The sequence below is a fragment of the Nitrosospira briensis C-128 genome, from assembly GCF_000619905.2.
Taxonomy (GTDB): Bacteria; Pseudomonadota; Gammaproteobacteria; order Burkholderiales; family Nitrosomonadaceae; genus Nitrosospira; species Nitrosospira briensis.
On sequence record NZ_CP012371.1, the window covers coordinates 820,418 to 846,171 of the forward strand.

General features: G+C 55.8%; 25 protein-coding genes. 7 read left to right on the forward strand and 18 right to left on the reverse strand.

The window, feature by feature from the left end; genetic code table 11:
* Window positions 1–83: 83 nt before the first annotated feature.
* The 4 genes from F822_RS03720 to F822_RS03735 form a co-directional block, all read right to left on the reverse strand.
* Complete coding sequence (locus F822_RS03720) at window positions 84–1,445, reverse strand: nicotinate phosphoribosyltransferase (RefSeq protein WP_025040689.1); 1,362 nt, start codon at window positions 1,443–1,445, stop codon at window positions 84–86.
* Window positions 1,442–2,026: an isochorismatase family protein gene (locus F822_RS03725; protein WP_025040690.1), complete on the reverse strand. Its 585-nt coding sequence runs from the start codon at window positions 2,024–2,026 to the stop codon at window positions 1,442–1,444. Before F822_RS03725 ends, F822_RS03720 begins: the two co-directional genes overlap by 4 nt.
* 142 nt (window positions 2,027–2,168) lie before the next feature.
* Entirely contained in the window at window positions 2,169–2,735 is a 567-nt protein-coding gene (hpf, locus tag F822_RS03730) for a ribosome hibernation-promoting factor, HPF/YfiA family (protein ID WP_025040691.1), read from the reverse strand.
* Window positions 2,736–2,841: 106 nt separating this feature from the next.
* Window positions 2,842–3,288, reverse strand: a complete 447-nt coding sequence (locus F822_RS03735; RefSeq protein WP_025040692.1) for a universal stress protein — start codon at window positions 3,286–3,288, stop codon at window positions 2,842–2,844.
* Window positions 3,289–3,978: 690 nt separating this feature from the next.
* Here F822_RS03735 and F822_RS03740 point away from each other — a divergent pair.
* Complete coding sequence (locus F822_RS03740; RefSeq protein WP_025040693.1) at window positions 3,979–4,479, forward strand: hypothetical protein; 501 nt, start codon at window positions 3,979–3,981, stop codon at window positions 4,477–4,479.
* Between the two features lie 195 nt (window positions 4,480–4,674).
* Here F822_RS03740 and F822_RS03745 read toward each other — a convergent pair whose 3' ends face one another.
* From F822_RS03745 to F822_RS03765, 5 genes are all read right to left on the reverse strand, one after another.
* Window positions 4,675–5,229, reverse strand: a complete 555-nt coding sequence (locus tag F822_RS03745; protein WP_025040694.1) for a glycine zipper family protein — start codon at window positions 5,227–5,229, stop codon at window positions 4,675–4,677.
* A 13-nt stretch (window positions 5,230–5,242) separates the two neighbouring features.
* Window positions 5,243–5,824: a hypothetical protein gene (locus tag F822_RS03750; RefSeq protein ID WP_025040695.1), complete on the reverse strand. Its 582-nt coding sequence runs from the start codon at window positions 5,822–5,824 to the stop codon at window positions 5,243–5,245.
* 263 nt (window positions 5,825–6,087) lie between these two features.
* Window positions 6,088–6,498 (reverse strand): hypothetical protein, encoded by a 411-nt coding sequence (locus F822_RS03755; protein ID WP_082204672.1) that lies wholly within the window; start codon window positions 6,496–6,498, stop codon window positions 6,088–6,090.
* A 322-nt stretch (window positions 6,499–6,820) separates the two neighbouring features.
* Entirely contained in the window at window positions 6,821–7,048 is a 228-nt protein-coding gene (nrtS, locus tag F822_RS16005; RefSeq protein WP_025040697.1) for a nitrate/nitrite transporter NrtS, read from the reverse strand.
* A gap of 157 nt (window positions 7,049–7,205) precedes the next feature.
* Window positions 7,206–8,474, reverse strand: a complete 1,269-nt coding sequence (locus F822_RS03765) for an ADP-ribosylglycohydrolase family protein (protein ID WP_231623565.1) — start codon at window positions 8,472–8,474, stop codon at window positions 7,206–7,208.
* A gap of 199 nt (window positions 8,475–8,673) precedes the next feature.
* Here F822_RS03765 and F822_RS03770 point away from each other — a divergent pair, with 199 nt between their 5' ends.
* The 3 genes from F822_RS03770 to F822_RS03780 all read left to right on the forward strand — a co-directional run bounded on the left by F822_RS03770 (window position 8,674) and on the right by F822_RS03780 (window position 10,645).
* A complete protein-coding gene (locus F822_RS03770) occupies window positions 8,674–9,888 on the forward strand; it encodes an MFS transporter (protein ID WP_025040699.1) in 1,215 nt (404 codons plus the stop codon).
* A gap of 134 nt (window positions 9,889–10,022) precedes the next feature.
* A complete protein-coding gene (locus tag F822_RS03775; protein WP_025040700.1) occupies window positions 10,023–10,304 on the forward strand; it encodes a type II toxin-antitoxin system RelE/ParE family toxin in 282 nt (93 codons plus the stop codon).
* Window positions 10,305–10,315: 11 nt separating this feature from the next.
* Window positions 10,316–10,645: a HigA family addiction module antitoxin gene (locus F822_RS03780; protein WP_025040701.1), complete on the forward strand. Its 330-nt coding sequence runs from the start codon at window positions 10,316–10,318 to the stop codon at window positions 10,643–10,645.
* Window positions 10,646–11,098: 453 nt separating this feature from the next.
* Here the strand turns inward: F822_RS03780 and F822_RS15855 are convergent, their stop codons facing one another.
* On the reverse strand, window positions 11,099–11,230 hold the full coding sequence (locus tag F822_RS15855) for a hypothetical protein (RefSeq protein ID WP_269430523.1): 132 nt from the start codon (window positions 11,228–11,230) through the stop codon (window positions 11,099–11,101).
* On the opposite strand from F822_RS15855, the gene F822_RS03785 reads away from it, so the two are divergent.
* The 3 genes from F822_RS03785 to F822_RS03795 are packed head-to-tail and all read left to right on the forward strand — an operon-like array spanning window position 11,229 to window position 15,651.
* Window positions 11,229–11,933 (forward strand): ABC transporter ATP-binding protein, encoded by a 705-nt coding sequence (locus F822_RS03785; RefSeq protein WP_025040702.1) that lies wholly within the window; start codon window positions 11,229–11,231, stop codon window positions 11,931–11,933. The two genes, F822_RS15855 and F822_RS03785, sit on opposite strands and share 2 nt — an antisense overlap.
* A complete protein-coding gene (locus F822_RS03790) occupies window positions 11,921–14,488 on the forward strand; it encodes an FtsX-like permease family protein (RefSeq protein ID WP_036575432.1) in 2,568 nt (855 codons plus the stop codon). The genes F822_RS03785 and F822_RS03790 overlap by 13 nt, the downstream gene beginning before the upstream one ends.
* Complete coding sequence (locus F822_RS03795) at window positions 14,488–15,651, forward strand: lipocalin-like domain-containing protein (RefSeq protein ID WP_082204594.1); 1,164 nt, start codon at window positions 14,488–14,490, stop codon at window positions 15,649–15,651. Before F822_RS03790 ends, F822_RS03795 begins: the two co-directional genes overlap by 1 nt.
* A gap of 34 nt (window positions 15,652–15,685) precedes the next feature.
* Here F822_RS03795 and F822_RS03800 read toward each other — a convergent pair whose 3' ends face one another.
* The 8 genes from F822_RS03800 to nuoG are packed head-to-tail and all read right to left on the reverse strand — an operon-like array spanning window position 15,686 to window position 25,752.
* A complete protein-coding gene (locus F822_RS03800) occupies window positions 15,686–17,146 on the reverse strand; it encodes an NADH-quinone oxidoreductase subunit N (RefSeq protein ID WP_036575436.1) in 1,461 nt (486 codons plus the stop codon).
* A complete protein-coding gene (gene nuoM, locus F822_RS03805; protein ID WP_025040706.1) occupies window positions 17,143–18,648 on the reverse strand; it encodes an NADH-quinone oxidoreductase subunit M in 1,506 nt (501 codons plus the stop codon). The genes F822_RS03800 and nuoM overlap by 4 nt, the downstream gene beginning before the upstream one ends.
* The gene (gene nuoL, locus F822_RS03810) at window positions 18,645–20,618 is read right to left on the reverse strand and encodes an NADH-quinone oxidoreductase subunit L (protein WP_025040707.1); all 1,974 of its coding nucleotides are present in this window, start codon (window positions 20,616–20,618) and stop codon (window positions 18,645–18,647) included. The genes nuoM and nuoL overlap by 4 nt, the downstream gene beginning before the upstream one ends.
* Window position 20,619: 1 nt before the next feature.
* Complete coding sequence (gene nuoK / locus F822_RS03815; protein ID WP_269430524.1) at window positions 20,620–20,952, reverse strand: NADH-quinone oxidoreductase subunit NuoK; 333 nt, start codon at window positions 20,950–20,952, stop codon at window positions 20,620–20,622.
* Window positions 20,933–21,457, reverse strand: coding sequence for an NADH-quinone oxidoreductase subunit J (nuoJ, locus tag F822_RS03820; RefSeq protein ID WP_025040709.1), 525 nt, complete (start codon window positions 21,455–21,457; stop codon window positions 20,933–20,935). The genes nuoK and nuoJ overlap by 20 nt, the downstream gene beginning before the upstream one ends.
* A 32-nt stretch (window positions 21,458–21,489) precedes the next feature.
* A complete protein-coding gene (nuoI, locus tag F822_RS03825) occupies window positions 21,490–22,005 on the reverse strand; it encodes an NADH-quinone oxidoreductase subunit NuoI (RefSeq protein WP_025040710.1) in 516 nt (171 codons plus the stop codon).
* Window positions 22,006–22,042: 37 nt separating this feature from the next.
* A complete protein-coding gene (nuoH, locus tag F822_RS03830) occupies window positions 22,043–22,999 on the reverse strand; it encodes an NADH-quinone oxidoreductase subunit NuoH (RefSeq protein ID WP_025040711.1) in 957 nt (318 codons plus the stop codon).
* Window positions 22,996–25,752, reverse strand: coding sequence for an NADH-quinone oxidoreductase subunit NuoG (gene nuoG, locus F822_RS03835; RefSeq protein ID WP_025040712.1), 2,757 nt, complete (start codon window positions 25,750–25,752; stop codon window positions 22,996–22,998). The genes nuoH and nuoG overlap by 4 nt, the downstream gene beginning before the upstream one ends.
* Window positions 25,753–25,754: the final 2 nt, after the last annotated feature.

Sequence of the window (25,754 nt, forward strand, 5' to 3'; positions counted from 1 at the left end):
TGCAACGTAACGCGCTTCGCTTATTGGCGCCTGCCTCTAAAAAAGTTGCATCGCACCCAGCGAGGTGCCTTGCGTTCACCAGATTATATAGCGTCTAGGCTTTGTACTTCATCCAGATGCTTCGCTAACGCTCGCAACGAGGTGGAAATTTCCACCGGGTAAGCCGTAACCACCTCTAGAGTCGTCATAGGCTTCGGAAGACGGGTATAGTTCTCCAAAGTCCGCCGACGTATCTCATTCAGGGGAGTACTTTCGTTAATACGTCTGCCGGCCTGCATTACGGGCACAATAAGCGGCTCTCCATCATGAGAATCATTTTCCGCCAGCGCGACAATATCGCCCGCCATGGAGCCGTCAGCGCTATTATATTTACGATAAACCTGTTTTCGTCCCGGCCAGGTGGCCTTCCCTTCCGAGCGCTTGCGCCGCGCTTTACCGGCATATTCCTGGAGCTTGTACGCACAATCCAGCGAAGGTGCATCGCTGGAGACATCGAGTGCCGTCCCTATACCAAAACCATCTATTGGCGCAGCGGGCGATGTGGCTGAAGACAACAGCGCGCGCAACCGGTACTCATCCAGATTTCCGCTGGCAAAAATGGTCGTCTTTTCTAATCCGCCTTCGTTCAGTATTTGGCGCACCTGCCGGGCATGGGTCGCAAGATCGCCGCTATCGAGCCGCACACCTTTAACGTGGATACCACATGCTAGAAGTTTGCGACCCAGCGCAACCACCTTGGCTGCGGCGGCCTCGGTGTCATAGGTATCGATCAACAGAATCACGTTGTCCGGATGGCAATGTGCAAATTGCTCGAAAGCAGTTGCTTCGTCCTCATGTGCCTGAATGTAGGAATGAGCCAGGGTACCGAACAGCGGGATTCCATACACTGCCCCGGCTAATACGGTAGCAGTACCGGAAAATCCTGCCAGATAGCTCGCCCGCGCGGCGAGCAGCGCCGCCTCCGCCCCGTGTGCACGGCGCATGCCGAAATCAACCAGAAACTTATCTGGCGCAACCAGCACGGAGCGGGCCGCCTTGGAGGCGATCAACGTTTCAAAATGCATCAGATTCATAATGCGCGATTCGACCAGCTGAGCTTGTGGCAGCGTAGCGGTAATCCGCAGGATAGGCTCATCCGGAAAAAAAAGGCTTCCTTCCGGCATAGCGTGAACATCGCCGTCAAAACGAAATTGCTCGAGGTAGGCGATAAGAGAAGGTGCGAAACGTGGAGCAAGCCAGGCCAGCTCTTCCGGCGAAAATCTTATGTTTTCCAGAAAATCAAGCGCCTGTTCCAGCCCGGCCGCAACCATAAAATTCCGCCCCGGGGCGAGCTTGCGTACGAAGAGCTCAAATACCGCGGTTTCCTCCATGTGCTGCTCAAGGTAGCTCTGCAACATCATAAGCTGATAATGGTCAGTCAATAGCGGACTGGAAAGCGGATTCACGCCGAAATCGCTTCAAAATGGATGGGGACAGCGCCAAGATGCTCCATTTCTTCAAGCGCATGCAAACCGCCATTCGAGCTTGAATTGATCGCACGGACCGCGTCCGTGAGGATGAAGGTCGCATAGCCAAGCTGCAGGGCATCTTTCACGGTATTGAGCACACAATATTCTGTAGCGAGCCCTCCGATAAATACGCGCCCGATGCCGGACGACTTCAGTAAAGCATTGAGCCGGGTATCGGTAAAGCCGGAATACGCGTCCTTTTCTCTAGTGGTCGCCTTGGAAATAATTTGTATATCGCATGGGAACTCAAGGCTGGCGGGAAATGCCGCGCCCGGGCTTGCTTCGACGCAGTGAGGCGGCCACGGCCCTCCCTGTTCGATAAATGAGCAGTGGTCCGGCGGATGCCAATCGCGAGTGGCGAAAATAGCCAACCCATATGCATGAAAAAGCGCTATGTAACGATTGAGTATCGGAATGATTTCGTTGCCGGCAGGCACGGCCAGGCTACCGCCGGGGAGAAAGTCGTTCTGCACGTCCACGAAAATCAGCGCGTCTCCGGCAGCCAGGCTGGCTTTCACGCGTCTTGCCCCGGTTCGCACAGAAAACGGCTCATCTTCAAGTTAATGCCTTCACCTTTTTAATGCTTCACCATTTCGAATGATTCGGCAAGCAGCCGGATTTCGTATTGTTCATTCATGATCACAGTTTGCTTGTCATTTCTTACTCTTCCTCTTCCTCGTCTCCTCCGGCATGGTGCTTACCCGTGCTCACCCGTTTTGCCTGAAAGCCCTCGCTGCCGATATCCTCCAGGAACTGTACCTCACTGCCCTCCGCCAGTTGATCAAAATTGATGTTAGCGAGGTTTTCGCGATGAAAGTATAGTTCCTGCCCGTCGGGCGTCTCGATGAAACCATACTCCTCCTCTGCAATCAGACGCACTACTTTGCCGCGCAATACAGGCGCATGCGCCTTGATGTCGCCCCGCTGGCGGCGACCATAGTCTTCAAGCTGGCGTTTGGCGGCGCCAAATGCGTCACGCAGCGCAACATACACATCCTCATCCGCCTCTCGGGTCACCACAAGCTCCTTGCCCGGCACGGTAATGTCGATACGCACATCGAACACACGGCCTTGATGTTTGTGTTTATGCGGAACCTCGATTACCACGCGGCATCCAATGATATTCGAATAAAATGTCTCGAGCTTTTCCGCTTTTTGCCGGATATGGTTTTCCAGTGCTTCAGAATGGGGAACATCGCGTGTCGTGATTTGCAGTTGGAATTTCATGGCTATGTCCTCTCGATGATTCATATTGTGCAGCCCGTCAGAGTAAAACCAGACAGTATGGCTTCGTAATGCACTGGTATGATTTTGCATTTACCGGGATCTTGGTCTAAGCGCCGCGAATCAGGAGCACGGGTATATGGGCGGTGCGCACTACTCCTTCGGCGACACTGCCGAACAGTACGCGGCTGAAGCCGGAGCGGCCATGGGTCCCTATGACGATCAAGTCGGCTGGCCAGCGTCTGGCTTCCGCTACGAGTACACTGGCGATGCGATCGCCACCGGCCTCGAGCAGCTTTACCTCCGCTGTCATGCCTGCTTGCCGCGCCAACGTTTGTGCTTGTGCCAGTATTTTTTTGCCGATGCTCGTTTCTATTTCTTTCATCTCGTCGTAATTGATATAGCTGTTTGCGTCCATAAGATGGATGTCGGCGACCACGTGCACCAGTTCCAAGTGCGTACTTTGCTCTTGATGTTGGGCAAACCGGGCGGCTTCCTGTATTGCAAGGTTGGAGGTTGTACTACCGTCAACTGGAACCAGAATATTTTGATACATTGCTATCCCCGGAAACATCATTCCTTGGCACGCTCAGCAGCTGCTTCTGGACCGGAAATGCCGATCCGCGTGTGTTCGAAATGCGATGGAAATTGGGTTGGCAAGACCTGATACTCCTTTGGTAAGCTCCTGGTCCGCCGTATTTACCCTCACTCGGAACGAATATCCTATTAATAGCTATAGGAGAACCCACAAGACCTGTCAAGTGTAAATCAAACGTACTGTGCCGATACTGGCCCTGCTATATGACCCCTCGGTGTTACCGAATGGATCGTGTAAACGCAAGGAAACTGCTCTCCGCGACAGTCTACCAATATGTTCACAGAGGTCGAACCGTAAAATATTCGCATGCCAAGCCCAAATGCCGCCATTGCCGCGATCTTGGAAAAGATCGCTAATCTTTCCGGGATCGAAACAAACACCTTTATTGGTACTGCCGTTTAACTACGAAACTTCCGAATGAGTTCGCGGTGCGAAGATTCGCAGCTTCAACTTCAAGCGTAAAAGCATGGAGGCCGAATATTGACTTTTTTGTCATGCGACCTAAACTGAGAAACATGACATCTTCTTTTACACAAGGTCTGACACAGCAGTTGGGGAAGGTAAATACCAACCAAGCTCCACTTTTTTACAGCGAATCAAGTACCTTCATGCACTGCCATTCGAGCATTCCGCACCGGGGAAAACGCCATGATTCAAAATTCGATTGATATTGCCACTTACGTCAGCCCCAATCTGTCGGCGCTTATCGAAAGCCAGGTCAACGATCCGGATGCCGAGCAACCTGCAACGCTCGCTTCGGTACGCGCTTTTATCACGAACCTGTTGCCCGCTTCGTTGAGCGAAGCGGAGCGGCTGCACCATGTCGATATCGACGCATCGCTGCTTGACGAGCTCGACGTACTGATCGAGGAGTTCGGCGATGATGCACTCGCTATCGACTTTTCCCGCAGTACCGCCAGCGAGCCGCTTTCCCGGGTGATTGAAACTGTGATGAACGACGAGAACCGGGAGAATCCACCGACGCTGGAAACGATAAGAGACGCCATCGCCTCGGGCCTGCCAGCCAGGCTGGTCGGGGATGGCGTCCTGGAGGACGATGAAGACGACGCCCTGCTTTCGGAAATTGAAGCGCTGATCAGGCGCTACGGCGCTGACTCGCTGGCAGAGGACTTTTTACGCTACGAGTAGCTGCTATTAGCCCGGATGTTTCATAAATTCGCGTAATGATTGCGCAGAATTTTGTTTTGTAGGGAGATTTTGTGAAAGAGTGGCGTAGTTATTCATACGCCTGACTGAACGAAATTTTCATACGAAACAAAAGACCAGCAAGGGCGCGCGTCAATTTATGAAATATCCGGGTCAGCAACGGAGTCCACAAGCGCTTCATTGCGGTGGCGGAGGTGGCGGATTACCGGGCGGCGGTGGAGGGGGAAAACGGCGTGAATCGCCTTCCCGGGGTGGTGCACTTATACTCTGACCGGGGCCGCTCACGGACGCATTGTCCATGATCTGGCCGGCTATCGGGACGCGATTACCCTTGGCGTACATGCATTGTATATAACCCATATCGTAACGTTGCTGATTAATATATCCTGATTCGCTGGCGGTGCTGCTTCCCACCAGCCCTCCACCCAACAGGCCGCTACCCGCGCCAATTGCGGCACCGGTCCCACCACCCAAAGCCGCGCCGGCCGCCGCACCAAGCCCGGTACCTACGGCAGCGCTCCCTAGCCCGCTGGAAATGGAGGCTTGATTCGGCGTTACCCCACTAACTTGCTCACTGGCATATTGTTTACAATAGAAGTCATCATTTCGAAACTGATCGAAGGTTTTACCCGAACCTGGCAGAACCATTACACTGGGACCCGACGGTATGCTCACGCACGCACCCAGCGAGAATGACAACAGTAAAGCGGACGTTCTGAGCATGCTATACATGACAACGTTCCTTTTATTGATCAGGCGGTCGAGGCGCGACCTGCAACCAGCCCTCGGTGCACGCTTTGACCTCTGGATAATAACCTGCCGGGTTTTCGCAGTAATACCAGTAATTGGATTGTAATACGGACGCCGATGTGGGCGGTACCGTATCCGGCCGCTGTATATACACTAGCGGCACCGGCGGCACGACAGTTGCGGGGAGAGACGCGTAGTAAGGTGGGTAATAATAAGGCGGGCCCCAGCCATAACCGTAATAGCCCAAGCCATAGCCCAAGCCTAACCCCAGGCCCAGGCCGTACCCGCCAAAACCGTATCCATATCCGCGATAACCATAACCCCGGTAGCCACGGTAATGACCTCCCCAGTGTATTCCTCCGCGATGCATCCCCATCCACGGGCCACCTACACCTCCCCCTCCCCTGAAACCTGCGCCTCCGTGGCCTCCCCCAACGTGGCCCCCGCCAACGTTTCCGCCTCCAAAATGCCCACCTCCCATTTGCCCTCCGCCGACGCCGCCGCGCGCCCACGCCAAGCCGCCCGGAATCGAACCCAGCAAGATGGCGATAAGGCAGGCTGATTGGACTTTTTTCATGGAATTCTCGTGATTGGCCGAAAATTACCTCTTAAAAATTGTACTGTTAATTTTATAAACGCTCAGACTTTGAATTCCCTCGATATGCCCATCAACTCCCTATTTTCCCAACGCATACTTCCAATTTATGTGCCATTTATTAGACTGGACCAAGGCTTTTGAGTTTCCAACACGCACCGACGGTCTCCAACGCCCACTTCGCAAGGCGTCTCTAACAAGGCGTCTCTAATCATGGAGAACCTGAAAACCGGTGAGTTGGATTATTACCGCAACCAGAACCCACTGACGTTCCCATCCTTTATGGCAGCACTGACAAGGACATCGTCACCAGCATCCTTGAACTCCAGCTTCCATAAGTAGACCGTGAAACCCTGCTGATTCAACTGGGCCAGAAACCTGGCGATATAGCCTTGCTTGAGGCGGGAGCCGAGAGATTCGCTGATGTTATCGAATATTTCTTCTGTTATACCGGCTTTGAACGCTGGATCTCCGGAGGACACAAAAGCTGCCAATGAATCGGATTGGATAGCCGAAAGCATGTTTTCCATCGTCGTCTCAACCGGCACTGGAGCCTGGGCCAATGCAACATGCGGCACGAATCCGAAGAGCAGCATACCGAAAAAAACAAGACGGCTCGTGGCAGCAAACAACGATCCAAGAAGAAGCCATCTCATAAGATTCCCCACTGCATAAGATTGATGGAAGCCGCTTTTGGCGTAAGTTTCAAGCCGATTACTCAGCGTGAGCAACTAATAAACAAATACAAATGACGCCTCAATCTTTATAGATTATAGACTTTGGGATAGCAAGCCATCCTCCATAGCGGAGAACAAACGTAGGGTGCCGCTTCCCGCCCGGAACGCCGGGCATGGCAAGCTTTGCAGCGGACATGTTCCCGTGTGTCACTCGACTCAGCCCCGAACCCGGGATTAAGCCACTTCAGGTCATCACCATCAGGTCTCAAGTATTGTGGTTTTAATCTCGTGAAGAAAACCACTAGCCCGTCTTTTTCATTCCTTGTCCGTGGCAACTCACCAGGAACGGAACCACCGGGGTGATGCAGGCCGAAATCCACCGTCCGAGCGTCATCGGCTCTCCTAAAAGCAATGGAATCCCCTGATTTATCGCAATAAGGCACGATCCCACCACGACGGTGACCCAATAGGCCACGAACCGTGTATTGCGATCTTCAATAGAACATTTAATCGCACGCAAATGCCGCATTATGGTTTCCTCTCCAACCAGGTTTACTCATCTGAATTTCCGGCAAAACTTGTCTTTATGCTCACGAAATTATTTTCCCTGGAAATGACCCAGGTCGCGAATATCCAGGACCCCGAGACACACTGCGAGCGAAATTACAGCACACCTGGAATACCGATCAGATAGCGTTTCCCCGCAGCGCGACGTCCACGAATGCATCAATCTCGACCTTCAATTCGTCACGAGCAACCAACCCTTTTATCAGATGCTCCGGCAGGTCGTCATTGGCCGCCCCGGCGATCAGCCCCATGATCATGCCCCTGTGGACGCTGTCCCCACCGGCGTTGGCGTTGGCCAAAAGAGATTCCTCCACTCCAAGATCATGTTTCATGATGAGATACAGGAGCAGCGGAAGGCCGTGTTCCGGATAGCACGCAGTTGCAAGAACATGACGTATCACTTCACGCTCGGTATATTGCCGGGCGAATTGCACGACTTCATAAGGTGCATCGTCAAGTGTCACGTGAAGCCGCCACATCTCATCTTTCGGGATGTTGCCGGGGCCATTATGCTTGCGATAAGCCGCGAAAAGCGCCTCACCGGTGATACGAGGCGTGCGTATCGGCCTGGCATGCACAGAAATAGCCTCGACCGGATCGGCACCGTTTACCAGTGAATGCAAAAGCGGAACAAGGACACCCAGCGCGCTTGCTGCATTTTCGGAGCGGTGGGTGAGACACTGATGTTCCATGGCGAACCCAAGCCCTTGATAAGCGCTCTCGACCAGCATCGCGAGAACCATGGGACGTAAAACGCCGCCGTGCGAACCGATAGACCATATGTTGCGTTGCAATTCCGCGCAGGCATGAGGCGGCAAGCCTCGGGAATAATTCTCGAACCATCGTCGGATGTATATCTCAGTATACGGATCGCGGTTTTTCCCGGGTGTAGTGAGATGCTTTATAAACCCTTCAAGAAAGTCTTGTGGATCATAGCGGCCCAGGCGTATTACCGAACGCATGAGCACGCGGACCAGGTGGGCAGCAAGCGTGTTCTCCCCAGCCACCAATCCGTGATGGTAGTGGAAGCGATCTTCCAGCCGGGGAACGGGGTTGCCGTGCTCGCTCTCCTGTTCCGAAGACTGGATAGTCGGCTCACTATAACTGGTTTCATAGAAACGGGCGTGTTCGTGAAGGATGTCGTAGGGACGACCCAGGCGATTTGCGCTGCCGACATCCGGAGAGTATGTCATCCCAACCATGAAGCTTTCAGGATGAGGATGAGGCGCGGCCTCATATTTTCTGATACCACCATTGAAATATTGCTGGATGTTACTCAGGCTGTAAAACCAGTGTGCGGGCATTGCCAGCGCATCGCCGATAAAAAGCCCCCAAAGCGCGTTCCGCATGCGCGTTTCCCGCATTTCGGCCGTATTGACAGATTTCATGAGATTGAACTCCGATATGCTGCGATGCTGCACCGGTTTTTCTGGCAAATTGAGTCGGTAGTGACGCCTGACCTACTGCCAATATTATGTAACCATCCATCAAACAGGACAACGCCTCTCTGCCGAAAACTCTCGAAAGGAGATGAATCCAGCGTGCTCGTGATATATATCTCGTCCGTCTTTCACGCTTGAGCTCGAAGTGAATTCACCCATTCTCACCCGCATTTTATGGGTTCGCGGCCTGCGGGCCTTTGGCGATGGCTACGTCAGTCTGCTGCTGCCGATCTATCTGATCGCGCTGGGCATGAATCCGTTTCAGGTTGGCATCATCACGACCGCCACCCTGATCGGGTCCGGCATCGTGACATTATTGGCTGGTTTCCAGGCCTATCGCTTCACCTATAAGACGTTATTGCTGACGGCGACTGCGCTGATGGCCGCAACCGGCTTCAGCTTTGCGGCCATCACTGAGTTCTGGCCCTTGCTGCTGGTGGCTTTCGTAGGGACATTGAACCCTTCCAGTGGCGACGTCAGCCTGTTTTTACCGCTTGAGCATGCGGTTCTCTCTCGATTTGTGGAGGACCGCCAGCGCACCGCCGTCTTCGTGCGGTATAGCATGGTCGGTGCCCTTGTGGCAGCCGCTGGAGCGCTCGCTGCCGGGTTACCTGACTTTGCAGCGGCCTCAATCCAGATCGATGCCAGAGACGCACTGCAAGCCATGTTTGTGTTGTACGGCATAATAGGATTGTTGTGCGCGGCAATTTATGCAACCCTGCCAAAAGAAGCCGGGACTACCGAGACGGGAACCGCAAACAAGGCCCGCTCCGCTCCATTAAAGAAATCCAGAAAGATCGTCTTTACTCTCGCTGCATTATTCAGCCTGGATGCGTTTGGCGGCGGCTTTGTGGTGCAATCAATGCTCGCGTTATGGTTGTTCCAGAAGTTTCAGCTTTCCATTTCGATGGCTGGGACTATTTTTTTCTGGACCGGTATATTCTCCGCGCTCTCCTACCTGGCGGCGATTCGCATTGCCAATCGGTTTGGATTGATAAATACGATGGTATTTACGCATTTGCCCGCGAATATACTTTTGATTCTCATCCCATTCATGCCGACGCTGGGCTGGGCAATTGCACTATTGCTGATACGGAGCGGTCTTTCGCAAATGGATGTGCCGGCGCGAAGCTCATATGTCATGGCGATCGTGCCCCCGGCGGAACGTGCGGCGGCAGCAAGTATGACTTCGGTTCCGCGCAGCCTGGCATCCGCCGCGGGTCCTTTGCTGGCCGGCTATCTGTTAAGCATATCGTCCTTCGGCTGGCCGCTGGTTATCGCGGGCGGGCTGAAAATTATCTATGACTTGCTATTGCTTCGGATGTTTAGAACCGTGAAGCCACCGGAGGAAGGCGCCTGAACGACATGGGAATCTCTGAATAAATCCTGAAGAATATGTATGCACAGATCACGGATGAAATTATCGCTGCCTTTGGCCGGGCCTGAGTACCGGGCTCTTGACATACGTAATTCTTTCCGTTACGTTAATATATTATGATACTTAGTTTTAAAGACAAAGAGACAGAAGAGTTTTGGCTTACGGGTAAAAGCCGAAAACTTCCAGCAACTCTTAAAAAAAGAGCTTATGCCCGCCTTCAGGCACTACACGCGACCGAAGATATAAAGGATCTTCTCGTTCCTCCCGGCAATCAGTTGGAAAGGCTGAAGGGTGAGCGGAAGGCTGAGCATAGTATCCGTATAAATAAACAATGGCGCATCTGTTTTATCTGGAGAGATGGCGATACGCATGATGTAAAAATCGAAGACTATCACTAGGAGTTACGGTAGTGACTACAAAAGACAACCGCAGGAACCTGATTTCTCATCCCGGCGAGATACTCAAAGAGGAGTTTCTAGAGCCGCTTGGTATTAGCGTATATGCCTTAGCAAAGGCCATGAGTGTTCCCCGTACGCGCCTAAACGACATTGTTTTGAAAAGGCGCGGTATTTCTGCCGATACGGCCCTGCGCCTTGCTCGCTTCTTCGACATGACGCCGAATTACTGGCTGAATCTTCAAACGCACTATGACCTTGTTATGGCCGAGACTGAGCCTGAAAATACGCTGGCCAAAGTTCTAACCTTGAAAGATATCAAGAAAGAAGCCATCCATGCGTAACACAAAAACTTGAAGTTATGCCGCCGTGACCAAGGAGGCCAAATGGCGCATCACCGTCCTTATGACCAAACCACGTCATTCGTCGTATCCACAAGAGGCGACGATGCTGCGCAATTGGGCTTATGGCGTATATCTCCTATGGGATGATCTTACCAACGGCTGACGCAAGAAGGGCGAAAGAAGCGCATGGAGGTACTTATCCGCACTAGCTGGATGTAGTGTTCACTGGCTTCATACACTTCGCTTGATCGTCGAAGCACTTATTGTGTTAACAAACCATAGACTATCTGCCGCCCTCCAGTTTCTACTAAAGAATTTTGGCAAAGGAAAAAAGCACCATTGCATGTGTTCGGCAAGCAACTTCGAGAGGAATACTCGGAACGTAGCTGGAGAAAGCCGGTTTTATGATTTTCAGTTCGAAGTACAATAGGGTTTTCCTCCCAATGAACAGTCTCATGCAATTTCCATTTCCTGCCTTTTATCCTGTCTGCCATGCGGATACGACGCAGCCATCGTTGTCGCCATCGTTACGTCATATGGCTGCGTACTGCGCCGTCCGGCAAGCGGGCAGTTAAGGTCCTTCATGCTGGAACTGCGCCATATCGGAAAAGCCTATGCGAGCGGACGGCGGGTGTTGGCCGATTTGTCCTATATTCTCGACGCCGGCGAGTATGTGGCGATCATGGGCGAGTCCGGGGTCGGTAAATCCACACTGTTGAACCTGATCGCCGGTTTGGATGCCCCGGACTCGGGCGAAGTGCTGATTGACGGCATCGCCATGTCTTCGTTGGATGACGATGCGGCAACGCGGTTGCGACGCAAGGAATTCGGCTTCATTTTTCAGGCTTTTCACATCCTGCCGCATCTGACGCTGAGCCAGAACATCGCCCTGCCCTTGCTGTTGAATGGTATTCAGGCCGAAGAAGCCGCGGAACGAACCTGGCAAATGCTGCTCGCTGTTGGCCTAAGCGGCAGAGGAGACCACTTCTCGCGCCAACTGTCCGGTGGCGAGTTGCAGCGCGTTGCAATCGCCCGGGCACTGGTCCACCGCCCGAAGCTGATCCTGGCGGATGAACCTACGGGCAACCTCGATCCGGATACGGCCCACGACATCCTCACGCTGATGCGCACCGAAATCAAGGCGAATGGCGCTTCCGGCATTATTGTCACCCACTCGCTCGCAGCAGCGGCAACGGCAGACCGCGTGCTGGTGCTGACAAAAGATGGATTGCATCCATTAAACCCGGAAAGTTCGGCAGCATCACCTCAAAGCAGATGGCGAAGCTGACGCATAGCGGCGCGCTTTCCCGCTGGTTGTTGTGGGGCGAATGGCGGGCCCATCGGTCGCAAGCCGCAGTCGCCGTCGCTGCAATCGCGATTGGGGTGGCGCTCGGGTTTGCGATACATCTGATCAACGCGGCCGCCTTCAATGAATTTTCGGCCGCCGCCAGAAGTGTTTCCGGGCAATCCGACCTTCAGGTGCGCGGCGCACAAGCCACCTTCGACGAATCGCTTTTCCCGGTTCTGGCGGAATATGATGGTGTCGAACTCGCCAATCCGGTGTTGGAGCTCGATGTCGCCATTCCCGGCAATCGCGACGAAAACAAGGGCGCCACCCTGAAAATCCTCGGGCTGGATATTTTCCGCGCCTCGATCATGACGCCGGACCTGATCGGCATCCCGGGTGAAGACAAGCTCTTCGATATCCTGGCAGACGATGCCATCTTCCTGTCTCCTGCTGCAATGGAATGGCTGGGCGTAAAATTAGGCGATCCACTGAAATTGCGCGTCGGAACCCAAGCTATCACACTACGGGTTGCCGGTGGTTTGACACGGGCCCGCGCAGGGCAACGGATCGGCGTGATGGATATCGGCGCAGCGCAATGGCGCTTCCAGCGCATCGGCCAGTTATCGCGCATCGAATTGAAACTGGTGCCGGGTATCGGTCATGCCGCATTCAAGGCAGCGCTTGAACAGGAACTGGAACTGCGCGGACAATTTCTGGTCACGGAACCCGCGGATCAGGAAACCCGTGTTGCCAATATGTCGCGCGCTTATCGCGTCAATCTGAACATGCTTGCCATGGTGGCGCTATTCACCGGCACATTTCTGGTATTTTCGACGCAGGCGCTTTCGGTCGTTCGGCGGCGCCACCAATTCGCTCTGTTGCGTGTGCTCGGGCTGACGCGACGGCAACTGCTGGGTCAAATTCTGCTTGAGGGGGGCTCCCTTGGCATCGTTGGTTCGCTGTTGGGTCTTGCCTTGGGTTACGTAGCGGCTGCTACCGCATTGCACGTTTTTGGCGGAGACCTGGGAAGCGGATTTTTTTCCGGGGTAAAACCGAGCGTGCATTTTGACCCGGTGGTAGCGACGTTCCTTTTTTTGCTGGGACTCAGCACCACCTTGCTGGGTAGCGCCGCGCCCGCCTGGGAAGCGGCAACCGCCAAACCGGCGCCGGCGCTGAAATCCGGTAGCGAAGATGCCGCACTCTCGAAGTTGGCTACGTCCTGGCCTGCCCTGGTATGCTTGGCGTTGGCGGGTGTGCTCACGCAGTTGCCGCCAATTTTCGAACTACCGATCTTTGGTTATCTTGCGGTGGTGCTGTTGCTGATAGGCGGCATTGCGCTCATGCCGCGTCTGTCGGCATTAATTTTCTCCGCTGTGTTTTCCGCCATAAGCAAACGCACATCCCGAGCCATGCCGTTATTGGCGCTGGCCCGACTGGCCAACGCCCCCAATCAGGCCTCTATCGCGCTGGGCGGCGTCCTGGCCAGCTTTACGCTGATGGTATCGATGGCGATCATGGTCGCTAGTTTTCGCGTTTCGGTCGATGACTGGTTGAAACATATCCTGCCTGCCCAGTTATACGTAAAGACGGCAACGAGCGGAGATACGCGCGGTCTTACTCCAGATGAGATGGCGGCGCTCGCGGCCACGCCCGGTATCTCTCGTGCGGACTTTTTTCGCTCATCGCAACTGACGCTCGATCCACGCCGGCCCAGCATCGCGCTGATTGCCCGGCCCATTGACGTGGCCGATCCCGGCAATACTCTGCCGATGACGGGCGAAGTGGTCGCACCCGCCTTGCTGCCGAAGGATGCGATACCAATCTGGGTATCTGAAGCAATGGTTGATCTATACGGCTATACGCCAGGCACACGGGTAACGCTGCCAATAGCGACCTCTCCCCCCGTTTTCGTCGTTGCCGGGGTATGGCGCGATTATGGGCGGCAATTCGGCGCGATACAGATGCGGCTGGCGGATTACCAGGCGCTGTCCGGGGACAACAAAGTAAATGATGCCGCGCTTTGGCTGCAAGAAGGCGTTACACCTGAGCAGGCGATTGCATCGATGAAGCGCTTGCCGTTCGGCGATGCGCTGGAATTCTCCGAACCCGGCGAGATACACGCGTCCAGCCTGAAATTTTTCGACCGAAGCTTTGCGGTAACCTACCTGCTGGAAATGGTTGCCATCGTTATAGGCCTGCTTGGTGTGGCAGCAAGTTTTTCGGCGCAAGCTTTAGCACGCGGCAAGGAATTCGGCATGCTGCGCCACATCGGCGCGACCCGCCGGCAGATCCTGGCGATGCTGGCGGTAGAAGGCGGCTTGGTGACTGTGCTGGGCGTTGTGCTCGGCTTCGCGCTTGGCGGTTGCATCAGCCTCATTCTCGTCTTCATTGTCAATCCTCAATCATTCCACTGGACCATGCAGTTGAGCCTGCCATGGAGAGGATTGCTGGCGGTAGCTTTCGTATTAACGGCATCGGCCGCTTTGACCGCGCTGCTGTCGGGCCGCCACGCGGTATCAGGCAATGCAATACGTGCAGTAAGGGAGGATTGGTGATGGAAATTTTGAAATGCAGCACTGCCCATATCGGTTCTTCCCGCAAACGGAAATACCGGCTTTTCGGCATCACGAAAGGGTCGGTGCGGGTACTGAGCATGGTCGTTACGTTATTCATTGCCGGGTTCCTGGCTACACCCACCTCCGCTGAGCCGCCCAGATTTTCCCAGGTTGTCTCGGGCGTGCCCCTCGTTTTTCCGCGGGATTTCGGCGCACATCCCGACTTCCGCAACGAGTGGTGGTATGCCACAGGCTGGCTGGAAACGCCAGACAAAAAACCGCTTGGCTTCCAGATCACGTTTTTCCGCGTGGCAACCGAGCACAACCGGGCCAATCCAAGCCGCTTTGCTCCCAAACAACTCATCATCGCACACGCGGCGTTATCGGATCCTGCGGTAGGTAAACTGCTACACGACCAGAAAAGCGCGCGCGAGGGCCTCGGCCTGGCTTATACCAAAGAAGGCGATACGGATGTGAAGCTGGGCGATTGGTACATGTTGCGCGAGGAAAACGGCCGCTACCAGACGACCATAAAAGCGCGCGACTTCATGCTGCGCTTCTCGCTGACACCCACGCAAAAGCCAATGCTGCAGGATGACAACGGCTTTTCACACAAAGGGCCGCTACCGGAACAAGCCAGTTATTATTATAGTGAACCGCAGCTGCAAGTGACGGGAACCGTCACTCACAACGACAAGGAGATGGCTGTCAAGGGTATTGCCTGGCTCGACCATGAGTGGTCCACCGCCTATCTCGATCCCAGCGCCGAGGGATGGGATTGGGTAGGTGCCAATCTCGACGACGGCTCTTCCCTGATGGCATTTCTGATTCGCGGAAAAGACGGTCGTAAAGTATGGTCATATGCGGGAATCCGCGATGCTTCCGGCCACTTTACGCGGTTCGAGCCGGACCAGGTAAGCTTTCAGCCGCAGCGTACCTGGCGCTCCCCGCATACGGACGCCGTTTATCCGGTGGAAATGCGAATTCAAACCGGCTCGACCGTATGGCTGCTGACGCCACTGCAAGACGACCAGGAGCTCGATTCCCGGCAATCGACGGGTGCGGTTTATTGGGAAGGCGCGGTCACGGTAAGCCGCGATGGCAAACCCGCGGGCCGCGGTTATTTTGAAATGACCGGGTATGTGGAATCGCTAAAGCTGTGAGTATAGCTACGAATATAATCAAACCAGATGCTGATCAAGTCAGGTGCGCAACCGTTGTTTCCAGCACATGGATGAACTGGCCCGGAGAAACGCCCAGCCCTATCAGAAGTAATGCCAGCAACGCCAGTGTTACACTTTCCGCAAGCGAAGCCGGTACCGCGGGCGTGCCTGGTCCAGAGGCTGCCTCCGGGCCATATGCGCACATGACTGCAATGATGCGCAAATAGTAGTACAGCCCCATTGCGCTGCCAACCACAAGAACGATGACGAGCAGCCACAAGGATTCACCGATGGCGGCTGCAAGTACGTAGAACTTGCCAATGAACCCCATTGTCAGCGGAATACCTGCAAGTGACAGCAGCATGGCGGTAAGTACGCCCGCGAGCCAAGGCCTGCGCCAGAACAAGCCGGCGTAGTCGGTAAGCATATCGCTGTCCTTTTCCGGCGTCCCCCTGGACAATACCGTAACAACGCCGAAAGCACCCAGCATCGTAATGAAATAAGCGGCCAGGTAGTATGCCACTGCCTCGACCGCCATCGCGCCGAACGCCAGGAACCCGACCAGCAGATAGCCAAGCTGTGCGATAGATGAATAGGCAAGAATTCGCTTGATATTATCCTGGCGCAACGCGAGCAGGTTTCCTGCCAATATCGTAACGATTGCGACGAGGCTCAACGCCATCACGACCGATTGCGACTGGTGTGCGTCCGCCGTGACGAAATAACGTAGCAGCATCGCAAGCATGGCGCCTTTCGAAACCGTTGCAATGAACGCGGATATCGGTGCAGGCGCGCCTTCATACACGTCTGGCGTCCACATATGGAATGGCACCAGCGCGAGCTTGAATCCGGCGCCGACCAGGATCAGCGCAAGCCCGGCAAGTCCATAAGCGTCGAGCCCTTGCGCAAAGACGGCAGGCAGGGCGCCAATCCGCGCGAACTGCATCGTACCCAGTTGCGCATAGATCAACGCCATGCCGAACAGCAGGAATGCCGAGGAAAAGCCTGCCAGAATCAGGTATTTAATGCCTGCTTCGAGTGGACGCTCGGCGCTTCGGGGGTAGGCTATCAGCGCAAAAAGCGAAACGCTGAGCAACTCCAACCCGAGCAGAAGTGAGGCGAAATGGCTGCTCGCCACCAGCACCACACCGCCGAGCGCAGCCAGCAGCAGCAGGATATAAAGCGCTTCATGGTGGCTTTCCCGGCCGCCGAAATAGCGATAGCAGAGAACAGTGACGACAAAGGTCGCAGCAAAGATGAGGCCCATGTAGAAGAGCGCGTAGTTATCCAAGATCAGCAGCGGGGTAACCTGACGCGGCCCGAAACTTGCCGCCAAAGGCAACGCCGCAAGGGAGATGATCAGCCCGAGCAGCGTCAGCACCATCACCGGCTGTGAACGGCGATAAAAACCAGCGACGAGCATCCCCGACACCGCACTTGCCGCAACAATGATGAGCGGCAGCAAGACTAGCAGATCGGAGTGCGTCAGGATCATTCGGCACCCGAGTGATATTGCCCCGTCGCAATGTTCCGCGGACCATCAATGGCGAGCGCTGCCGTATCAAGCACCGGTTGCGGGTACAGCCCCAGCCATAGGGTTATGGCCGCCATTGAATACAGGGTCGCCATTTCCCGGCCTGATAGATCATGTAGTTGCCAACCATGCGTATTCTCGCCATGAAAAATTTTCTGCACGAGCGCAAGCCCATACACGACACTGGTTACGAATGCCACGGCCGCAACGGACGCCAGCACGCTGTTGACGCGGGATAATCCCATCAGTACCAGGAATTCCCCGACGAAATTACCCATTCCCGGCAGCCCAAGCGCGGCAATGGCAAAAAACAATCCCATTGCCGCCAGGCGCGGCATGACGCCCCACACGCCTCCAAAGCGACGCATATCGCGTGTGTGGGTCCGTTCCTGCAAAATGCCAGCAATTACAAACAGTGCTCCCGTACTGATGCCGTGCGCGATCATTTGCATCACGGCCCCCCCAAGCGACCAAGGATTCCAGGCGAATATCCCGACCACCGCAAAACCCAGGTGACTCACGCTGGTGTAGGCCACGAGGCGCTTGAAATCTGTCTGGGCGAACGCCAGGAAAGCCCCGTAGAGAATTCCGATTGCTCCCAACGCCATCGCCACCGGGGCAAAATACCCCGCCGCCTGGGGAAATAGCGGAACAACGAAGCGCAATAGCCCGTAGGCTCCGGTTTTCAGTAGCACACCTGCAAGAATCACGCTTCCTGCTGTCGGCGCCTCGGTATGTGCGTCCGGCAGCCAGGTGTGAAATGGCACGATGGGCGTCTTGACTGCGAACGCAATGAAAAAGCCGAGCATGATCCACAGCTCGGTGGAGGGAGACATGGCCGTATTCAACAGCTCGAAATAATCAAATGTCAGGACCCCAGTGCTGCCGTAGTGGATGAATACCAGCGCAAGAATTGCCACCAGCATGAACAGACCGCTCCCCTCGGTGAAAATGAAGAACTTGATCGATGCATACTGCCGCTTCTCATGGCCCCAGATCGCAATCATGAAATACATCGGCACCAGCATCAGCTCCCAGAAGAAGAAAAACAGGAACAGGTCCAGCGCAAGGAATACGCCGACCGCCCCTGCCAAAGTCCATAGCAGGTTGAAGTAAAAGAACCCGGCACGCTCCTGGATTTCCGTCCAGGAACATGCCACCGATACCACCCCCAGAAAAGCGGTCAGCACGACCAGGATGAGGCTTATTCCATCCATGGCCAGATGAAAGCTCACTCCGAAACGCGGAATCCACTCCGCCCTGATCTCGGCAAGCCACCCTCCGTGAGCGGGAAGAGCCATAGCGCTGGCAGACTGCAGCCAAAGCCATATAGTCAATACGAGCTCGATGCCCGCCGTAGCCAGCGCAACCCACTTTGCAGAGCCTGGGTGCCAGCTGCGTTCAACCACCCATGACAGCACACCGCCGGCCACCAGGATGAAAATTAATGTGAAGAGAATCATGCGAATATCCCGATGAATATAATACCGATCGATCCGGCGGCAATCGCCGCCGCATAGCGGCGTACCTGTCCGCTTTGCGTTGCACTCAAGGCGCGATAGAGAAACAGGCAAAGCTCGGCCAGGCCGCTGTAGATATAGTCGATCACGTCGTGCCGATCGACCTTCTGGAGCCACCTCAGTGTGAATGAAATCGCCATTTTGTAGATATTGTCGATCACGTCGTGCCGATCGGCGTACGCGAGCCAGAGATAGGGCCAGACGAACAGGAACTCGTAAAACCAGTCGAAACCCCAGCCAAAATGCCAGAACTTCCGGATCCTTGCCAATGCCGGGATCAGCATCAGTCCATGGAGAAAGGCGGGATATCTCAGAAACAACAGGTACGCCAACGCGATGCTGCCAAGAGAGGCAGCAATTGCGAGCAGTTCCAGAATGGTTTCGTCATTTTTACCGTCATGAACGACCCGAGCCGGCGGCAAGGCATGCTGAACAAAATCGGAAAACAGCGTTAAATTGCCGAGAAAAGGTGGAGTTTCAATCCATCCACCAACTAGAGAGAGTGCGGCAAGAACTATAAGCGGTATAGTTATGCGCAGCCCTGGCCGTCTGGTATCGGGGGGCGTCGCAGCCCTCGCTTCGCCAAAAAAGACGAGAAACACCACGCGAAAGATGTAGAGGCCAGTCAATATTGCACCTCCCCATCCCGCAGCCCATAACCATGGATTCCCTCCTGCTGACGACCAGGCCTGCCAAAGAATCAGGTCCTTGCTGTAGAAGCCCGCAGTAACGAGCGGTAGCGCCGCGAGCGATGCACTGCCAATCAGAAAAGTCCAGAATGCAACGGGAAGTTTTTTCCTGAGCCCACCCATCCGGAAAATATCATGTTCCTCGTGCAGGCTCATGATGACCACACCTGCGCTCAGGAACAGCAGAGCCTTGAAGAAGGCGTGAGTCATCAGGTGAAAGATGGCTGCCGACCAGGCGCCCACCCCTAGCGCGAGGAACATATAGCCGATCTGGCTGATGGTCGAATACGCGAGCACGCGCTTGATGTCTTTTTGGGCAAGTGCACTGAACCCCGCCAGCAGCAGGGTAAGAGCGCCTATTACTGCTACCGCCAGTTGTACGGGTGGCGCAAGCGAAAAGAGCACATGCGTGCGGGCGATCAGATAGACGCCTGCCGTTACCATCGTCGCAGCATGCATCAGCGCGCTCACCGGCGTGGGGCCGGCCATTGCGTCAGGCAGCCAGACCTGTAGCGGGAACTGGGCAGATTTGCCCACCGCACCGCCAAGCAGAAGCGCTGCAGCGAGAATAGCGAGTTCCGACCCCTCCGGCCACTGCTGCATCACACGCTGCATCAACGGTTGGATATCAAGGGTGCCCAGATGCGTGAACAGCAGAAAAAGGCCGAGCGCCATAGCGGTATCGCCAATACGGGTCACGATAAATGCCTTGCGCGCCGCGCGCCCATTGGCGGGGTCCCGATACCAGAATCCGATGAGCAGGTAACTGCAAAGTCCCACCCCTTCCCAGCCAAGGTAAAGAAACAGTAGATTGTCGGCAAGAACCAGGATACACATCGAACCGACAAAGAGATTCATGTAGGCGAAAAAGCGCGCATAGCCGTCATCACCAATCATGAATTCCGTCGAATAGAGGTGGATCAGGAAACTGATGACAGTCACGACCAGGACCATTACCAGTGATAACGCGTCGAGATAAAAGCCGATCCCTGGCGAGAAACCGGCCACAGCAATCCAGGTCCATGCTTCCTGCCGAAAGACAAAGCCCGGCGGTGGCGCAGCGATGAAGTCTATCCCGATCAGGATGGCGATGAGTGCCGGGAGAGCCACCGAGCTCGTCCCAATTACCGCAATACTGCGATGTCCCAGATATCGTCCGCTGAGCGCCAGCACCAGGAAGCCGGCCAGAGGCAGCGTGGGAATAAGCCAGAGCAGGGACAACATGTTATCCCCGCATCTTGCTCACCGCGTCGGCATCCAGGGTCTGGAAGCGGCGATGGAGCAACAGCAGCAGTGCGAGGCCGACCGAGACTTCCACCGCTGCCACCGCGAGGATGAAGATGAGCATCACCTGGCCATCGGCCTGCTCCCACCGCGCACCGGCAACCACGAAGGCAAGCCCGGCCGCATTGAGCATGATCTCGATCGACATCAGGATGAAAATCAGGTTGCGCCGCACCAAGACACCGATCACCCCCAATGCGAACAGGATTGCCGCCAGCATCAACCCGTGATGCATGGGGATCGCGGCAATGGCCTCAGCCGTTCTCATGGTCATGCCCGTTCCCGCGCCGGCCTTCGTACCATCCCAGATGACACGCTCCTACCAATCCTGCCAGCAGCAGCAGTGAAGCCAGTTCAACCCCCAGAAGATAGGGACCGAAAAGGATGATGCCGACCGCCTTCGCGTCTACCACGGCAGCGCTGGCGGGCGTGCTGCCGTCTTGCATGAGGATATAAAGCAGCTCGGCCAGCAGCAGCGCCGCCAAGACAGCGGGTCCCGCCCACATGCCGGGGTTCAGCCAGTCTCTCTCTTTTGCCGCAGCCGTTTTGCCGAGGTTGAGCATCATCATGACAAACACGAACAGCACCATGATCGCACCTGCGTAAATGATGACTTCCAGCGCGGCCGCAAAGGGTGCGCCCAGCACATAGAATACGATTGCCACGGCAAGCAGGGAGACGATCAGGTAGAGCAGCGCATGCACGGCGCTCAAGCGGACGATGACCATCAGCGTGGCCGCAATGGCGATGGCCCCAGAAAGATAAAATGTGAATTCCATGGTGCCTCCGTACTTCTCATTCTGTTTCGGAATCAGGGCAGCAGGCGATGCAGATCCACGGGGGGCGCCTCGTTCTCGGCCTCGCCCTTGTCCTTGTCCTTGATCGCAAGGCCCGCCACTCGGTAGAAGTTATAGCCGGGGTATTTTCCAGTGCCATCGATCAACAGATCCTCTTTTTCGTACACCAGGTTTTTCCGGTCGTATTCGCCCATTTCAAAATCCGGGGTAAGCTGGATTGCATCGGTGGGACACGCTTCCTCGCAGTAGCCGCAGAAAATGCAGCGTGAAAAATTGATGCGGAAAAATGACGGGTAACGCCGGCCATATTCATCTTCCGTTGCCTGGAGTGCGATGCAGTCCACCGGACACGCCGCGGCGCAGAGATAGCAGGCCACACAACGTTCTTCTCCGTCAGGGTCGCGGCTCAGGATGATGCGCCCGCGCCAACGTGGCGGAATAACAGGCTTTTCGTCCGGGTACTGGATCGTTACCCGGCGCCGGAACATGTGCAGAAAGATCGTCCACATCGTTTTCAGAGAATTCCACATGTCATTTTTCTCCTCAAGTCACAGTCCACCGGCACTCTCATGATTCCCATGCCAATACGATCGCCCCTGTGACCAGCAGATTGACCAGGGTGAGGGGCAGCATCACTTTCCAGCCATAGGCCATCAATTGGTCGTAGCGGGGCCGTGGCAACGACGCGCGCAAAAGAATGAAGAAACCGATGACAATGAAGGTTTTAAGCAGAAACCACATCAATGGAGGCAATAGCGGCCCCAGCCAGCCGCCAAAGAACAGTGTCACCATCATCGCCGAAATGAGAATGACGCCGACGTATTCGCCGATAAAAAACAGCCCGAACTTCATGCTGGAGTATTCGGTGTGGAAACCGGCGACCAACTCGTTCTCCGCCTCTGGGAGATCGAAAGGCAGTCGACGCGCTTCGGCAATGCCGGCAACGGTAAAGGTTATGAACCCGAGGATCTGCGGAATGCAAAACCACAGGTCTTCCTGCGCCGCGACGATATCGCGCAGATTGAACGAACCGGCCAGCATGACCACGCCCATCAGCGAGAGCCCCATGAAGACCTCGTAGCTCAGCATCTGTGCTGCTGCCCGGAACCCGCCCAGCAACGAGTATTTGTTATTCGAGGCCCATCCGCCCAGAACAATGCTGTAAACCCCCAGCGAGGACATGGCGAGGAAAAATAATAAGCCGATGTTCAGATCGACTACGCCGATGCCCGGCGCAACGGGCACAACGGCGAACGCAAGCAGCGCGGTGATGGCGATGATTACCGGCGCCAGCACGAACAGGGCTTTTTCGGCAAACGGCGGCACCCAGTCTTCCTTGGCGAGGAGCTTGATCGCATCGGCGACGATCTGCAGCAGACCGAACGGTCCGACCCGGTTCGGCCCATAGCGGTCCTGCCAGACGCCGAGCAGGCGACGCTCGATCCAGGACAACAGTGCCGCGAAACTGAACACAACGGCCAGAATCAGGATCACGTTCGACCAGGCAAGCGCCAGTTCGCTCATGATGGAGTCTCCTTTCCCATCCTTGTCACCTTGCCCCATGCCGGCACGACGATTCCAGCCACTGCCGGCAAACCGACTGGCAGGCCGGCGGAACCGCGCTGCAATCCGGGCTCCAACCGCACCGGCAGCTTATACTTCTGGCCGGGATTCCGTTGTAACTGCAGTTGCGAGTCGTCTCCGGCGGCAAGGCCGAGCTCCGCCGCATCGCGTGGATTGAGCGCAAGGTATGGCTTTGCGGCAAGTTCTGCAAGTGCAGGCGCGAGCGCACTCAACTCCTCTGTGCCGAAGATATGACGAAGCGGCACGACCAGCCATTCGCCCGTGCGCCGCTCAAATGCTGACGGTATGTTGGTAAAGTACTCGACTTTTCCGGCCGGTAGCGGCTCGATCAGGCGCACACCCGGATCCCCGCCGGTGAGCGTCCCCCCCACCTCGTCCTGAAATTTGTTGAGTGCCTGTACCGAGTTCCAGCCGGGCGCCCAAAAACGCGGATTGAGCGCCGGCGGAGGATGGTTCGGATATCCTTCCATCGAGAATGAGAGCGGCGCATCCGGATCTTCGGGTGGCTCGGGTTCATGCACGTCGATGTTCGCCAGCATGGCGGTTCGCCCGCTGTAACGGTGTGGCTGGCGGGGAATCTTCTGGCCATCAATGCGAAAATCTGCCGACGGCGCAGCTCGCAAAATAGGTTGTAATCCTGGAATTGAAGCAGCGCAGGCGGCAGTCACCTGATCCAGGTTCAGCCAGGGATCGTCTTTATCAGCCCCGGTTGCCGTTATGAGGTCTTGCGCCCAACGCCAGCTTTCCTGAATATCGCCCTGGGGGACGAACACCTGAAAGAAGCGCTGCGCCCGGCCTTCATTATTCACCAGCGTGCCGTCCGTCTCGGCGAAAGTTCCGGCTGGCAGCACCACGTCCGCTCTCGCACTGGTCGCATGGCTGATGTGGTCGATGACCACAACGTTCCTTGCGGCTGCGAGGAACTGATCGACCGCCGCAGCGGCGGCGCGGTGGTAAAGATCATTTTCCAGGATAATAACGGTGTCGCCTGCGATCCCTGTATATGCAGCGGTGCCGAGCACTGTCTCGAACGCCAGTTCGAGAGTGGCGCCGCCTATCATGGCAGCACCCAGGCTGTTGCATTCAGAAACCGCGAAGCAAAGCTCCGCCGGATGCCCCGTATTGCATAGCGCCCACGCCACGCTGGCTGCCGCCTCCAGGACGGCCGCACTGGCGCAACCCATGCCGGAAACGACGAGTGGACGCTCCGCGGCCTTTAGCGCTTTTGCGATGGTATCGGCCAGCGTCCGTATCGTATCCGGTAGGTCCGGTACCGGCGGCGCCCTCGAATCGAGCGCATGCGCCACTGCGAACCCGAGACGGGCCAAATCGTCGGGAACCCCGCGAAACATCTCCGTAGCAACATCGTCGAGCCTGGTGGCGGCGATGGCAGCGACAAATAGCGGCCCCCGCTCCTGCTGCACTGCAGCACGGACCGCATGGTCATTCCAGTGTGGAATATGCATCTTCTCGGCAATCTTCTGCGGCTGGCGACGAATCGACTGGCGTAGCGCAAGCGCCAGTAGCGGCGCGGTATTGGTTACATCCTCGCCCAGCACCAGAACGGCGTCGGCAAGCTCCACCTCGTGCAATGATGGCGAACGCGCCGGACCCTGCCCCAGAATATCCAGCATGGAAGCGAGTAGACGACCATCCTGTTCGGAAACGCCGGCATAAAACCGTTCGGGCCCAACCAGCATGCGTAATGCAAAATTGGCTTCGATCGAGGCGCGCGGAGACCCGATACCAATTGTCCTGGTTCCATTGGCCGCTAGCCCGGCCAGAAACTGTATGGCTTCGCCTTTGCTGATGGACTGAAAGGGTGCGCTTCGGTCTTTCCGCAGAGCCGGACGCCGGATACGCTGTTCGCTATTGACGAAGTCGTACCCGTAACGTCCGCGGTCGCATAGAAAATAGCCGTTGACCGCGCCATTGAAACGATTGTGAATTCGACGCAATGTGCCGTAGCGCTCGCCGGGGATCGTGTTGCAGCCCAACCCGCAGTGCACACATACTGAAGGCGCCGTCTGAAAATCCCACTTGCGCGTGTAATGCTGCTTCAGGGACTTGTCGGTAAAAACACCGGTGGGGCAGACCTCCACCAGATTCCCGCTGAACTCGCTTTCGAGAGTACCGTCCTGATGACGGCCAAAGTAGACCCGGTTGCCAAGCACCAGCGCATCGAAATCACGTCCGCCGGCATAGTCGCGGTAGAAGCGTGTGCAGCGGTAGCACTGAATGCAGCGGTTCATCTCGTGGTTAACGAGAGGACCGAGGTCCTGGTTGTGAAATGTACGCTTCCGGCCACGATAACGGCGGTAAGTATGCGCCGTCATCACCGTCATGTCCTGCAGATGGCATTCGCCGCCCTCATCACACACCGGGCAGTCGTGTGGGTGGTTGACCATCAGCCATTCGATTATGCTTGCGCGGAATTCCCGCGCCTCGGGATCCTCGATCGAGATGCGGGCACCGTCTGTGGCTGGCGTCATGCAGGCCATGACAATCTTGCCGTGCTTGTCCTCTTCGTTCTTGAACTGCTTGATGGCGCATTGCCGACACGCGCCTACCGAGCCTAATGCGGGGTGCCAGCAGAAATATGGAAGGTTGAACCCCAGTGAAAGACATTGTTGCAGCAGGTTTTCTCCGTCCTTTACCGAATAGGGTCGATTATCGATGTGAATCGTCGCCATCT